The following is a 12,033-nucleotide window of genomic DNA, read 5'->3' on the forward strand; positions in this document are numbered from 1 at the left end:
CAGCGTGGAGAACAAAAAAAGTTTCTTCCATTTGCATTTGATTTCGGACTCAACGGGAGAGACTCTTATGTCGGCCGGCCGCGCCGTCTCCGCGCAGTTTCATGCTTTCATGCCTGTGGAACATGTTTATCCGATGATCCGAAATCAGAAACAGCTGGCGCGTGTTCTGGATCTGATCGACCAGGAGCCGGGCATTGTCCTCTACACGATCGTCGATCAGCAGTTGGCGGAGTTTCTGGATCTGCGCTGTCATGCGATCGGTGTTCCAAGCGTCAACGTGCTGGAACCGATCATCGGCATTTTTCAGACATACCTCGGTGCACCATCGAGGCGACGGGTCGGAGCGCAACACGCGTTGAATGCCGATTATTTTGCGCGGATCGAAGCGCTGAATTTCGCGATGGACCACGATGACGGACAGATGCCCGAGACCTACGACGATGCCGACATCGTCATTATTGGTATCAGCCGAACATCGAAAACGCCGACGAGCATCTATCTCGCCAACCGTGGCATAAAGACAGCCAACATTCCCGTGGTGCCAAACGTGCCGCTACCAGAAAGCCTTTACAGGGCAACACGTCCGCTCATCGTGGGACTGGTCGCGACATCAGACCGCATCTCGCAGGTTCGTGAGAACAGGGAACTTGGTGCAACAGGCGGATTTGACCAGGGGCGGTACACCGACCGCGCCACGATTATGGAAGAACTGAAATATGCCCGCGCGCTCTGTGCTCGCAACAACTGGCCCCTGATCGATGTCACGCGTCGCTCAATCGAGGAAACCGCAGCGGCAATTCTTGCCCTTCGCCCACGGACACGATAATTCGGTTTTCGATTTTCGGAGCAGTTGATCCATGAAACAAGACCTGATCCTCGCCTCGTCCAGTGCGTCCAGGCAAATGTTGATGCGCAACGCGGGACTGGTGTTTTCGGCAATTCCGGCCGACATCGATGAAAGAGCGATTGACGAGAGGCTGGAAAAAAGCGGGGTCTCTCCGCAAGAGGTTGCGCTTGAACTGGCGAAGGCCAAGGCATGTGCTGTCAGCAAACTGCACCCCGCCGCGATAGTGCTTGGCTGCGACCAGACCATGGCGCTCGGCAGCAGGGTTTATCATAAACCGAAGGACATGGATGAGGCACATTCCCATCTGATATCTCTCTCGGGAAAGACGCACCGGTTGAACAGTGCTGCCGTCTTGATGAAAGACGGCGAGACGATCTGGCAGATCGTCACGACCGCTGATTTGACAGTCCGCACATTGACGGACGATTTTGTGACAAGGCATCTGGGAAAGGTCGGGACGAAGGCGCTCACGAGTGTGGGTGCCTATCAGCTTGAGGGAGAGGGAATCCAGCTATTCACCTCCATCGAAGGCGACTATTTCACCATTCTCGGTCTTTCGCTTCTGCCGCTTCTGGAAAAGTTAAGGGAACTTGGTGTCATCGATGGCTGATTCACGTGAAACATTAACCATGAACGCCTTCGTTGTCGGCTACCCAATCAAACACTCCCGGTCGCCCATCATCCATTCTCATTGGCTGAAAACATTCGGGATCGACGGTACGTACCGTTCGGTGGAAGTCTCGCCTGACGCATTCGCGGCCTTCATATCCGATCTGAAGGAACAACGGTCTGACGGTTTCGTCGGCGGCAACGTCACAATACCTCATAAGGAGGCCGCTTTTAAGCTGGCGGACCGGCCGGACACGCTGGCCGAAGAACTGGGCGCTGCCAACACGCTCTGGTTCGAGAACGGAAAACTCTGTGCGACCAACACGGATGGATATGGCTTTGTCTCCAATCTCGATGATCGCCACTCTGGCTGGGACAAAATACAAAGTGCTGTTGTCCTTGGAGCGGGCGGCGCAAGCCGCGCTGTCATCCAGTCCCTGAGAAATCGCGGTATCGCTGAAATACACGTTCTCAACCGAACGGAAGAACGGGCACGGGAGCTTGCCGACCGCTTCGGAAAACGGGTTTTTGCTCATTCCATGTCTGCCTTGGGTGAAGTGATGCAGGGCGCTGGCCTGTTCGTGAACACAACGTCGTTGGGAATGGATGGGACGGAAGCACCGCATTTTGATTTCTCGCGCTTGTCAGACGGTGCTGTGGTGACCGATATTGTTTACGTGCCGTTGAAGACACCTATTCTGCGCATGGCCGAAAAGCAGGGGCTTGCGACTGTAGATGGCCTGGGCATGCTTCTTCATCAGGCAAAGCCGGGTTTTGAGAAATGGTTCGGAAAAATACCCGAGGTTGATCAAACGCTCCGCTCGATGATTATCGAGGATATGGAGAAACATTGATGTTGGTTATCGGTCTTACCGGCTCTATCGGAATGGGCAAGACAACGACCGCCGGCCTTTTTGCTAGAGAGGGTGTCGCAGTTCTCGATTCCGATAGGGTGGTGCACGATCTTTATCGAGACGAAGCAGTTGCTTTGATCGAGGCGGCCTTTCCGGGATCGACGGGAGAGGGCGGAGTTGATCGGGTGAGACTCGGTGAATTATTAAAGGAGAATCCGGCTAATTTTAAGAAGCTGGAAAACATCGTACATCCGCTTGTTCAAAAGAAGCAGCAGGAGTTTCTCCAGTCCTCGCGAGATCAAGGCAGAGAATTTGCCCTTCTCGATATTCCCCTGTTGTTTGAAACCGGGGCTGAGCGAAGGGTCGACATCGTCGTCGTTGCCACCTGTGACGCTGATGTCCAGCGAGAACGCGTGCTGTCCCGACCGGGCATGACGCCAGAAAAGTTTGAACTGATCCTGAGTAGACAAATGCCAGACGCTGAAAAGCGCCGCCGTGCTGATTTCATCATCGACACCGGTCGTGGTATCGAAGCAGCGCACGGCAGGGTAAAAGAAATCCTGAGCGATTTGGCTGGAAAAAGAGACGCGGGAAAAAAAGATGCGTGAGATTATCTTCGATACCGAAACCACCGGACTGGAATCAAAGCTGGATCGTGTGATTGAAATCGGTGGCGTCGAACTTATCAATCACTTCCCGACGGGAAGAACACTGCATCTTTATATCAATCCTGAGGACCGCAAGGTTCACCCGGACGCCTTGGCCGTCCACGGAATTACCGACGAGTCTCTTCTGGACAAGCCGAAATTCGCTGAGGTCGTCGATCAGATCCGCGACTTCTTCGAAGGCGCCCGCTGGGTCGCGCACAACGCGACATTCGATATGGGATTTATCAACGCGGAATTTGCACGCCTGGGCATCCCGCCGGTCGCGCCCGAGCTGGTGACGGATACGTTATCGCTGGCACGACGAAAAAATCCGATGGGGCCAAACTCCCTCGATGCTCTTTGCCGACGTTACGGCATCGACAATTCACATCGAACGAAACACGGCGCTCTTCTCGACTCTGAACTGCTGGCCGAAGTTTACATCGAGATGATTGGCGGTCGCCAGACCGCTCTCGGTTTCGGATCCGTCGTCAAAGAAGAAACGGTGGTTGTCGAAGACGAGGGACCGATCGAGGCAATGCATCGCGTTCACCCCCTGCCTCAAAGGCTGGATGCGGATGCCGCTGCAGCTCACGGAAAGCTTGTTCTTGCAATGGGCGACAAGGCAATCTGGAACCGCTATCAGAACTGACGGAGTTTCTGAAAAGCGCTCAGCATTTGTCGAAAATCTCTCAACAAAAAACCGGGCTGAAGAGCCCGGTTTTTTTATGCGTCTTATTTCGCATCAGTTCGGAACAGCCTGAACCTTGGCTCTGGCCTGCTCTTCCGCAACGCGCTGTGCAAACATCTGCGCGAAGTCAATAGGATCGATCATCAGCGGCGGGAAGCCGCCATTGCGCGTCACGTCAGCAATGATCTGTCGTGCAAACGGGAAGAGGAGACGTGGGCACTCAATGAAGAGAACCGGCAGCATGTGTTCCTGCGGGAAACCTGCAATCCGGAAAACACCGCCATAAACCAGCTCGGCAGCAAACAATACCTTGTCGCCGTCCTTCGCTTCTGCGTTCAGCGTCAGCACAACATCGAAATCCGAGCCGGAGATCGGGTTTGCATTGACGTTTACATTGATGTTGATCGAGGGCGCATTTTCACGGCCCTGAAGCGAACGAGGAGCACCCGGATTTTCGAAGGAGAGATCCTTGATGTACTGGGCAAGAATGTTGAGAGATGGGCTTGCTGCGCCCTGTGCACCATTTTCAGCGGTCATGCTATTTCCTCGCGGCATGAATTTGTGGGAGGCGGTCTATCATTTCACCCGGAGCCTTACAACCCTACCATTTGCCCGGTCTGTCAAGGTTTGGGCAGATCACGATCATCGGGTTTGTTTGACCAGGGAGAATTGTTCGGGCCATCGCGATGAAATTCCTCTTCGCCCAGATCGACGACCTTCGAGCCGCCCGCGCCTCTCGGCTCGTTGCGAAAACCGGATTGTGCTCCTGCTTCAAAACCGGATTGACGAAAAGATCCGGCGACAACGACGCGCGGTCCAAACGTCTTCCAGAAAAACCGTCTGATTGCGGGAGACAGAAGAAGCAAGCCGATAATGTCGGTGATGAAACCGGGGAGGAAAAGCAATATGCCAGCGATGACGCGCATGGCACCATTCACCAGTTCATCGGCCGGCTGCCGACCAGCGCGTCCGGCATCCTGAAGGTTTCTGACCATGCTGAGCCCGCCCAGACGCAGGATAAGCAAGCCGAGAAATGACGTAAAAACGATAAGCGCCAGAGTGAGCCAAAGACCGATGGCCTTGCCGACGATAATAAAACCGGCAATCTCGAGGATCGGCATCATCAGAACGATGACGGGGAGGAAGGAAAAACGCATATTCTAGCCTTGCGTGTGCGTCTTGGGCAGATTGTGTGCCTTAAGGACACCGATGATTGAATCTGCATGTTTGAATGATGATAAGATGCAGACTATATGATGTTCAAGATTTCGGATTTAAATGGCGGCCTCGGTAAAAGATGAACTTTAGCGACTTTATCACTTTGTTTTTCCTCGTGGCAGCGGTGCTGATCTTTCTTCAGTTGCGCAGCGTTCTTGGTCGCCGGACAGGCAATGAAAAGCCACCGTTCGACCCCTATAGCCCTCGTGATGTCGCAAAGGGCGCTACCTCCGACGATAACAAGGTCGTGACCTTGCCGAAGCGCGGAGAAGGCGATGAGGAAACCCGCTTCTCCGAAGTGGACGCCATGGCGCCTTCTGGATCTGCGCTGAACTCGGCTTTGCGTGACTTGATGGGCAAGGATGCATCCTTCAGCCCCAAGGAGTTCCTTAACGGGGCGCGTATGGCCTATGAGATGATTGTCATGGCTTTTGCCGATGGCGATCGCAAGACTCTGAAAAACTTGCTGTCGAAAGAGGTGTTTGAAGGCTTCGATGCCGCCATCTCCGAACGGGAAGCACGCGGAGAGGTGGTCAAGTCTACCTTCGTCGGCATTGAGAAAGCTGATATCACGCAGGCTCTTGTTCGTGATTCCGAGGCACAGATCACCATTCGTATCGTCAGCCAGCTTATTTCTGCCACCTATGACAAGGATGGAAAGCTGACGGACGGTGATCCGGAAAGCGTTGCCGAGGTGGATGACATCTGGACGTTCTCGCGCGACACGCGTTCTCGTGACCCGAACTGGAAACTCATCGCGACTGAATCCGAACAATGAAAACGCCATCGGCCGAGTTTTCCGTCGAGGAGGTCTCTTTCGGCGATCTGCCGCAATGGCAGAATGACGATCCGCGCGAACTTTTTTCTGCGATGCGCAGAATTCTCGGGCACCTGCGGACCGCTAAACCTTACCGGACGGGAGAACTTGGCCTTTCGGCTGATGACCTCATTGCTTTATTGGAAACAGCCAAAGATGCTGATCCAAAAGATGCCAGTGAAGCGCGCCGGTTTTTCGAAGACAATTGTCGACCGTTTCGCATTTCGCAAAACGGCGGGAAGACAGGATTCGTAACTGCATTTTACGAGCCTGAGCTGCAGGTTTCGGCTGTCCCGGATGACGTCTGGAAATATCCGATATATCGCAGACCGGCCGATCTCATTGACATTGACGACAAAAATCGCCCGGAAGGTTTCGATCCTTATTACGCCTTCGGGCATCAGGATGGCGGCGGTATTTCCTATTTTGCCGATCGCCGGGCGATCGATGAAGGGTGTCTTGAGGGGCGGGGACTTGAGATTGCCTGGGCGAAATCCAAGGTCGACCTTTTTTTTGTCCACGTACAGGGCGCTGCACGGCTGGTATATCCCGACGGACAGATAAGGCGCGTGACCTATGCCGCAAAGGCCGGACATCCGTTCTCGCCGATAGGAAGACTTCTTCTCGATCGGGGAGAGCTGGATCCGAAAACCATCTCGATGCAGACAATCCGGGCATGGCTCGCCGATCATCCTGGTCAGGTTGACGAGGTGCTGTGGCATAACCGGTCCTACATCTTCTTCCGCGAAGCCGATGTGACCGACTTCGATCTGGGGCCGGTTGCCGCTGCAAAGGTTCCGCTCGTTGCTGGCCGCTCGCTCGCTGTCGACCGGCTAATCCATACGTTCGGGTTTCCGTTTTACATTCATGCGCCCACTTTGACGCACCTCGATGCTGAGAAACCCTTTGCGCGGCTAATGCTGGCGCTCGATACGGGATCGGCAATTGTCGGTCCGGCCCGCGGGGATATTTTCACGGGTTCCGGCTTCGATGCGGGTGAGCTGGCTGGAACGGTGCGCAACGACGCCGATTTTTATATATTGATGCCACGCGCGGCGGCGGAGAGGTATCGGGGATGAAAGGCAGTCGGAAGCTCGGCAAGGATGAGCGGATTCTCTGGGGGAGAGTGGCAAAAACCACTCGGCCTATCTCAGGCAAGCTCGAAGATTTGCTGGCTTTTGATGATATAGAGGAGGAGGCGCCTGAGCCTGTTGTGGTGGAAAAGAGCAAGCTCGGTTTCCCACGCATGCTGGTGGAAAATGCTGAAACTCCGCCCAATGCAGCACCGGCAAAGCAGAGAACTCATCACCCGCTCGAAAAGCCCGTCAAGCGCAAGCTGACGCGCGGACGATTGCCGTTGGAAGGACGTATCGATCTGCACGGCATGATACAGAGCGAAGCACATGCCGTTCTCTTGGATTTCCTGATGCAGGCGCATGAACGCGGCTTGCGTCATGTACTCGTTATCACCGGTAAGGGGCGTTCAATGGGCAGTGATGGCGCCTTGAAGCGTGCTGTCCCCATGTGGTTCTCGAAACCGGAATACCGCTATTTGATTTCATCCTACGAGGATGCCTCGATCAACCACGGTGGAGAAGGTGCCCTGTACGTCCGGTTGGCGAGACGCCGCGGTGAGAGATCATGACGCCCTTTGCAGAAGCCGTTCGCATGCTTCGGGAACGCAAGGGTGTGACGCAGAAGGAGATGGCGGCCGCCATCGGTGTTTCGCCTGCTTATCTTTCTGCATTGGAACATGGAAAACGCGGCCGACCGAGCTTCGATCTTCTTCAGCGCATCGCCGGTTACTTCAATATCATCTGGGACGAGGCCGAGGATCTGTTTTTTCTGGCCGGATCGTCCCATCCCCGCATTGTCATCGACACGGCCGGTTTGCCGCCACAATATACCGCTTTGGCCAATCAGCTTGCGCGTGATATACGCAAGCTGTCGCCGACTATGATAGAAGAACTGACGGCGGTGCTGCAAAAAAGCCGTTCTTGCGATTGAAAGCCTTATATCCCCTGCTTTATGCAGCGGTTGGGACATGCGGCCTTTGGATATTGGCTGGGAATTTCTATAGTCGTATGTCGGAATTTGAGTGATTCGCTGGCTTAAGCCTCTCAGAAAAACTTGGCCGGGAAAACTTTGGAAAGAGTACTTATGACCGAAACATCGTCAAGCGAAGTCGGCACGAACACGGAATATGGAGCCGATTCGATCAAGGTTCTCAAGGGCCTTGATGCCGTGCGTAAGCGGCCCGGCATGTATATCGGTGATACCGATGACGGTTCCGGTCTGCACCACATGGTCTATGAGGTGGTGGACAACGCCATCGATGAAGCGCTGGCCGGCCATGCCGATCTGGTGACAGTGACGTTGAATGCCGATGGCTCCGTCACGGTAACGGACAATGGCCGCGGCATCCCAACCGATATCCATTCCTCCGAAGGTGTATCGGCTGCGGAAGTGATCATGACGCAGCTGCATGCTGGCGGAAAGTTCGACCAGAACTCCTACAAGGTCTCGGGCGGTCTGCATGGCGTGGGCGTGTCGGTGGTAAACGCACTTTCGGTCTGGCTGAAATTGCGCATCCGTCGCAGTGGCAAGCTGCATGAAATCGGCTTTACGCACGGCGTTGCAGATGCGCCGCTTTCGGTTATCGGCGAGTATGAAGGACGCTCCGGCACGGAAGTGACCTTCCTGGCGAGCCCTGAAACCTTCACGATGACCGAATACGATTACAACACGCTCGAACACCGTTTGCGCGAACTGGCGTTCCTGAATTCCGGTGTTCGTATTCTGCTGACCGACAAGCGTCATTCCGACGTCAAGCAGGAAGAACTGCTTTATGACGGCGGTCTCGAGGCGTTCGTGCGTTATCTGGACCGCTCCAAGAAGCCACTGGTCGACAAGCCGGTTGCCATTCGTGGTGAAAAGGACGGTATTACCGTTGAAGTCGCAATGTGGTGGAACGACAGCTACCACGAAAACGTACTTTGCTTCACCAACAACATCCCACAGCGCGATGGCGGCACGCATATGGCCGGTTTCCGCGCAGCATTGACGCGCCAGGTTACCTCCTACGCGGACAGCTCCGGCATTACCAAGAAGGAAAAAGTCAGCCTTCAGGGTGAAGATTGCCGCGAAGGCCTGACAGCCGTTCTTTCGGTGAAGGTTCCCGATCCGAAGTTCTCGTCGCAGACCAAGGACAAACTTGTTTCGTCCGAAGTTCGCCCGGTTGTCGAAAACCTCGTCAACGAGGCTCTGAGCACATGGTTCGAGGAACATCCGACCGAAGCAAAAATCCTGGTTGGCAAGGTCGTTGAAGCGGCCGTTGCTCGCGAAGCTGCACGCAAGGCACGTGAACTGACGCGCCGCAAGGGTGCGCTTGATATCGCGTCGTTGCCCGGCAAGCTCGCAGATTGCTCTGAACGGGATCCGGCCAAGTCCGAACTGTTCCTCGTCGAGGGTGACTCCGCTGGTGGTTCTGCCAAGCAGGGCCGTTCGCGCGAGACCCAGGCCATTCTGCCGTTGCGCGGTAAGATCCTGAACGTCGAGCGCGCCCGTTTCGACAAGATGCTGTCCAGCCAGGAAATCGGTACGCTGATTACGGCGCTTGGCACGTCCATCGGCAAGGACGAGTTCAACGCGGACAAGCTGCGTTATCACAAGATCATTATCATGACGGATGCTGACGTCGACGGCGCCCACATCCGTACGCTGCTTTTGACTTTCTTCTTCCGTCAGATGCCGGAACTGATCGAACGAGGGCACCTTTATATCGCCCAGCCGCCGCTTTATAAGGTCACGCGCGGCAAGTCGATCCAGTACCTCAAGGACGAAAAGGCACTGGAAGATTACCTGATCTCGATGGGTATCGAAGAAGCGTCGCTGACGCTGGGCTCCGGTGAGGTTCGTGTAGGTGAGGATCTGCGCGAGGTTATTCTCGACGCGGTACGCATGCGTTCGATGATCGATGGCCTTCATTCGCGTTATAACCGCTCGGTTGTCGAACAGGCCGCCATTGCCGGCGCGCTCAACCCCGAACTTTCGGCGAATGCCTCGCGTGCTGCAGAAACCGTTGCAGAGGTTGCGCGTCGTCTGGACATGATTGCCGAAGAGACCGAACGCGGTTGGATCGGCACGGTTCTCGAAGACGGCGGACTACGGTTTGAGCGCATGGTGCGCGGCGTCAAGGAAGTCTCGACACTCGATATGGGTCTGCTTGGTTCGGCCGATGCGCGTCATATCGACCAGCTCGCTGTGCGTACCCGCGATGTCTATGCGACGCCTCCGACCCTGCAGCGCAAGGAAGGGACGCTGGAACTCTCTGGTCCGCGTGCGCTTCTCGATGCGATTTTTGCAGCGGGACGCAAGGGCCTGTCCATGCAGCGTTATAAGGGCCTCGGCGAAATGAACGCCGAGCAGCTCTGGGAAACCACGCTGGACGCCAATGTCCGCTCGCTGTTGCAGGTGAAGATCAGCGACGCAACGGATGCGGATGGCCTGTTTGCTCGCCTGATGGGGGATGAGGTTGAGCCTCGTCGCGACTTCATTCAGGAAAATGCGCTGAGCGTTGCCAATCTCGATATCTGATCTGGGGATGCGTCTGCATCCACGATTCACGTGAAACAGAAAATTAACGAAAGGCCCGGCAGTGCTTGTCGGGCCTTTTGCTTATTGGGCCTCAGTCGGCCTTTCCTGTAAATTTCCCCTCAAAAGCCACCTCGGCGAGGGGAAGACGTTTGCTCGGAATCTCACGTTCCGCCAGATCATCAGGCAAGGTATTTTTGTCCGTCAAAGTGCCGATAGCCACGGCCGCATTGACGACGTAACCTTCGGGAACATTGAGCTTCTCGACGATCTGATCCTTGAAGATACCTGCCATGCCATGCGCGTGATATCCAAGAAGATGGGCCTGCATTGCCAGTGAGAACCAGGCTGCGCCCGCGTCAAAGGCGTGAGTAGCGGACGGCTTTTTCTCTCCTTCGCGCGATAGGTTGTAGCTTCGGGAAACGACGAACAGCAGCGCCGACGCATTTTTCGCCCAGCGCTGGTTTCCCTCCATCAGCAGTTCCAGAAAGAGCGGCCACTCCTTGCTGTCTCGTTGAGCATAGACAAATCGCCAGGGTTGTTGATTGGAAGCGGATGGAGCCCAATGGGCCGCATCAAGGATTGTCAGCAGGTCTTCGTGCGGCATCGCCTTTCCATCAAAAGCGCGCGGCGACCAGCGATCAAGAAAAAGCGGATCGACGGGAAATTCGGATTGTCTTGTATTGCTGTTCGTCACGATCGGATCCTTGTGGTTGACGGAATGGAAAAGGTATTTTTCAAAACTTGGGTCGGTCAAGGGGTGACAAGTATAAATGCATCGTTCATATATGCATCACCTTGTCTGACAACTGGGAGAGAGCTCCATGAAATTGATGCGCGTCGGAAAGCCCGGCCAGGAAAAACCCGCAATCCTCGACGCTGAGGGTAAAGTCCGCGATCTGTCCGCTCATGTGAAGGACATTGGCGGTGACGCCATTTCGCCAGAAGGTCTGAAAAAGATCGCTGCGATCGATGTTACGACACTCCCTGTTCTCAATGAGGATCGCATCGGCGCTTGCGTTGCAGGAACTGGCAAGTTCATTTGCATCGGCCTGAATTTCTCGGACCATGCGGCTGAAACCGGTGCAACCGTACCACCGGAACCCGTCATCTTCATGAAGGCGACCTCCGCCATCGTTGGACCCAACGACAACGTTGTCATTCCACGCGGTTCTGAAAAGACCGACTGGGAAGTCGAACTTGGTGTGGTTATTGGCAAGACTGCGAAATACGTCTCGGAAGCAGATGCTCTGGACTATGTTGCCGGCTACTGCGTTTCGCATGATGTCTCCGAGCGTGCTTTCCAGACGGAGCGTGCGGGACAGTGGACCAAGGGTAAGTCCTGCGACACCTTCGGCCCGATTGGTCCATGGCTGGTCACGAAGGACGAGATCACCGATCCGCAGAACCTCGGAATGTGGCTGAAGGTCAACGGCCAGACGATGCAGGACGGCTCCAGCAAGACGATGGTTTACGGCGTGGCTCACGTTGTGTCTTATCTCAGCCAGTTCATGTCGCTTCAGCCGGGCGATGTCATTTCCACCGGTACGCCGCCCGGCGTTGGCATGGGCCTGAAGCCGCCGCGCTACCTCCAGGCTGGTGACGTCGTTGAACTCGGCATTGAAGGCCTCGGTTCCCAGAAGCAGACATTCGTCGCCGACATCTGATCTTTTTTTTACCTGGAAATGAGAAGGCGCCGGCGGGAAACCGCTGGCGCCTTCAAATTTGTGCAACTGCGAAAAGCTGCTATGGTGAAA

General features: G+C 55.2%; 14 protein-coding genes. 11 read left to right on the forward strand and 3 right to left on the reverse strand.

The genetic code is table 11. The features are described from left to right. Nucleotides 1-4 precede the first annotated feature (4 nt). Genes FY156_15005 through dnaQ form a run of 5 tightly spaced genes read left to right on the forward strand, consistent with a single transcriptional unit; the run spans nt 5 to nt 3,609 of the window. Entirely contained in the window at nt 5-826 is an 822-nt protein-coding gene (locus tag FY156_15005) for a kinase/pyrophosphorylase (protein UXS02687.1), read from the forward strand. Nucleotides 827-857: 31 nt separating this feature from the next. Next, complete coding sequence (locus FY156_15010) at nt 858-1,457, forward strand: Maf-like protein (protein ID UXS02688.1); 600 nt, start codon at nt 858-860, stop codon at nt 1,455-1,457. After that, nucleotides 1,450-2,310, forward strand: a complete 861-nt coding sequence (locus FY156_15015; protein ID UXS02689.1) for a shikimate dehydrogenase — start codon at nt 1,450-1,452, stop codon at nt 2,308-2,310. Before FY156_15010 ends, FY156_15015 begins: the two co-directional genes overlap by 8 nt. Continuing rightward, entirely contained in the window at nt 2,310-2,918 is a 609-nt protein-coding gene (locus FY156_15020) for a dephospho-CoA kinase (protein ID UXS02690.1), read from the forward strand. The genes FY156_15015 and FY156_15020 overlap by 1 nt, the downstream gene beginning before the upstream one ends. After that, the gene (gene dnaQ, locus FY156_15025) at nt 2,911-3,609 is read left to right on the forward strand and encodes a DNA polymerase III subunit epsilon (GenBank protein UXS02691.1); all 699 of its coding nucleotides are present in this window, start codon (nt 2,911-2,913) and stop codon (nt 3,607-3,609) included. The genes FY156_15020 and dnaQ overlap by 8 nt, the downstream gene beginning before the upstream one ends. Nucleotides 3,610-3,702: 93 nt before the next feature. Here the strand turns inward: dnaQ and secB are convergent, their stop codons facing one another. Further along, nucleotides 3,703-4,185, reverse strand: coding sequence for a protein-export chaperone SecB (secB, locus tag FY156_15030; GenBank protein UXS02692.1), 483 nt, complete (start codon nt 4,183-4,185; stop codon nt 3,703-3,705). Nucleotides 4,186-4,268: 83 nt separating this feature from the next. Beyond that, the gene (gene fxsA / locus FY156_15035) at nt 4,269-4,805 is read right to left on the reverse strand and encodes a membrane protein FxsA (protein UXS02693.1); all 537 of its coding nucleotides are present in this window, start codon (nt 4,803-4,805) and stop codon (nt 4,269-4,271) included. A 140-nt stretch (nt 4,806-4,945) separates the two neighbouring features. Between fxsA and FY156_15040 the strand changes: the two genes are divergently transcribed. From FY156_15040 to gyrB, 5 genes are all read left to right on the forward strand, one after another. Beyond that, the gene (locus tag FY156_15040; protein ID UXS02694.1) at nt 4,946-5,644 is read left to right on the forward strand and encodes a Tim44 domain-containing protein; all 699 of its coding nucleotides are present in this window, start codon (nt 4,946-4,948) and stop codon (nt 5,642-5,644) included. Beyond that, the gene (locus tag FY156_15045) at nt 5,641-6,762 is read left to right on the forward strand and encodes a murein transglycosylase A (GenBank protein ID UXS02695.1); all 1,122 of its coding nucleotides are present in this window, start codon (nt 5,641-5,643) and stop codon (nt 6,760-6,762) included. Before FY156_15040 ends, FY156_15045 begins: the two co-directional genes overlap by 4 nt. Continuing rightward, entirely contained in the window at nt 6,759-7,328 is a 570-nt protein-coding gene (locus FY156_15050) for a Smr/MutS family protein (GenBank protein UXS02696.1), read from the forward strand. The genes FY156_15045 and FY156_15050 overlap by 4 nt, the downstream gene beginning before the upstream one ends. Beyond that, entirely contained in the window at nt 7,325-7,690 is a 366-nt protein-coding gene (locus FY156_15055) for a helix-turn-helix transcriptional regulator (GenBank protein UXS02697.1), read from the forward strand. Before FY156_15050 ends, FY156_15055 begins: the two co-directional genes overlap by 4 nt. A 153-nt stretch (nt 7,691-7,843) precedes the next feature. Continuing rightward, nucleotides 7,844-10,279: a DNA topoisomerase (ATP-hydrolyzing) subunit B gene (gene gyrB, locus FY156_15060; GenBank protein UXS02698.1), complete on the forward strand. Its 2,436-nt coding sequence runs from the start codon at nt 7,844-7,846 to the stop codon at nt 10,277-10,279. A gap of 91 nt (nt 10,280-10,370) precedes the next feature. Here the strand turns inward: gyrB and FY156_15065 are convergent, their stop codons facing one another. Then, complete coding sequence (locus tag FY156_15065; protein UXS02699.1) at nt 10,371-10,973, reverse strand: nitroreductase family protein; 603 nt, start codon at nt 10,971-10,973, stop codon at nt 10,371-10,373. Nucleotides 10,974-11,100: 127 nt separating this feature from the next. Here FY156_15065 and FY156_15070 point away from each other — a divergent pair, with 127 nt between their 5' ends. After that, nucleotides 11,101-11,943: a fumarylacetoacetate hydrolase family protein gene (locus FY156_15070; protein ID UXS02700.1), complete on the forward strand. Its 843-nt coding sequence runs from the start codon at nt 11,101-11,103 to the stop codon at nt 11,941-11,943. Nucleotides 11,944-12,033 lie beyond the last annotated feature (90 nt).

The organism is Agrobacterium tumefaciens, assembly GCA_025559845.1.
Taxonomy (GTDB): Bacteria; Pseudomonadota; Alphaproteobacteria; order Rhizobiales; family Rhizobiaceae; genus Agrobacterium.

Excerpts from the sequence above, each read along its gene's own strand:
- FY156_15010 (UXS02688.1), top strand. The coding sequence starts at position 858 with ATGAAACAAGACCTGATCCTCGCCTCGTCCAGTGCGTCCAGGCAAATG.
- FY156_15015 (UXS02689.1), top strand. The coding sequence starts at position 1,450 with ATGGCTGATTCACGTGAAACATTAACCATGAACGCCTTCGTTGTCGGC.
- FY156_15020 (UXS02690.1), top strand. The coding sequence starts at position 2,310 with ATGTTGGTTATCGGTCTTACCGGCTCTATCGGAATGGGCAAGACAACG.
- dnaQ (UXS02691.1), top strand. The coding sequence starts at position 2,911 with ATGCGTGAGATTATCTTCGATACCGAAACCACCGGACTGGAATCAAAG.
- secB (UXS02692.1), bottom strand. The coding sequence starts at position 4,185 with ATGACCGCTGAAAATGGTGCACAGGGCGCAGCAAGCCCATCTCTCAAC.
- fxsA (UXS02693.1), bottom strand. The coding sequence starts at position 4,805 with ATGCGTTTTTCCTTCCTCCCCGTCATCGTTCTGATGATGCCGATCCTC.
- FY156_15040 (UXS02694.1), top strand. The coding sequence starts at position 4,946 with ATGAACTTTAGCGACTTTATCACTTTGTTTTTCCTCGTGGCAGCGGTG.
- FY156_15045 (UXS02695.1), top strand. The coding sequence starts at position 5,641 with ATGAAAACGCCATCGGCCGAGTTTTCCGTCGAGGAGGTCTCTTTCGGC.
- FY156_15050 (UXS02696.1), top strand. The coding sequence starts at position 6,759 with ATGAAAGGCAGTCGGAAGCTCGGCAAGGATGAGCGGATTCTCTGGGGG.
- FY156_15055 (UXS02697.1), top strand. The coding sequence starts at position 7,325 with ATGACGCCCTTTGCAGAAGCCGTTCGCATGCTTCGGGAACGCAAGGGT.
- gyrB (UXS02698.1), top strand. The coding sequence starts at position 7,844 with ATGACCGAAACATCGTCAAGCGAAGTCGGCACGAACACGGAATATGGA.
- FY156_15070 (UXS02700.1), top strand. The coding sequence starts at position 11,101 with ATGAAATTGATGCGCGTCGGAAAGCCCGGCCAGGAAAAACCCGCAATC.